The sequence below is a fragment of the Pseudoalteromonas sp. G5_S1_14_S5 genome (assembly GCF_054968605.1).
On record NZ_JBQKUM010000229.1, the window covers coordinates 1 to 482 of the forward strand.

Consider the following 482-nt stretch of genomic DNA (forward strand, 5'->3'; position numbering starts at 1 on the left):
GTAATTTCATTACTTTTTTGTTCGGTTTTCAGCTGTCCTAGTACGAGCTTGTTGGACGACGCATAAGCACTAATCATATGAATAGTGCTCGTCCTGTCTTCACGATTATATGAGCCGCGAAGCGTTTTGCCATCAATCGCAATCACTTGCCCATCGGTAAGAGTGTGTATTGACGACATCCAGTTAACGAAGCACTCATGAAACTGTTCAGGCTCAATGGTAGAGATGATGCGAGCAATGATGTCATCAACAGGAATACCATTCAAAAACACGTTATTACGCTTAAACCAATCATGATGACCGCGAATATATTCACGAATATCAAACCAGCCTTTCGCACCTGCAATCACCGCACATAGCGAGCCAAAAAGGACTTCAAACAGGCAATAAGTGACCTTTGCACCTTGGCGTTGGTCGATAATCGTTTGAAAATGTTCTTTGAAGTGGTCAATGTGCATGATGTTCTCCCTAAAAAGGGAGTA

At 42.5% G+C, this 482-nt stretch carries 1 protein-coding gene; it reads right to left on the reverse strand.

The window, feature by feature from the left end; all coding sequences use genetic code 11:
* Nucleotides 1-458, reverse strand: a 458-nt coding sequence (locus tag ACTRWI_RS22665) for an ISAs1 family transposase (RefSeq protein WP_499133938.1), incomplete at its 3' end; no start/stop codon positions are given.
* Nucleotides 459-482 lie beyond the last annotated feature (24 nt).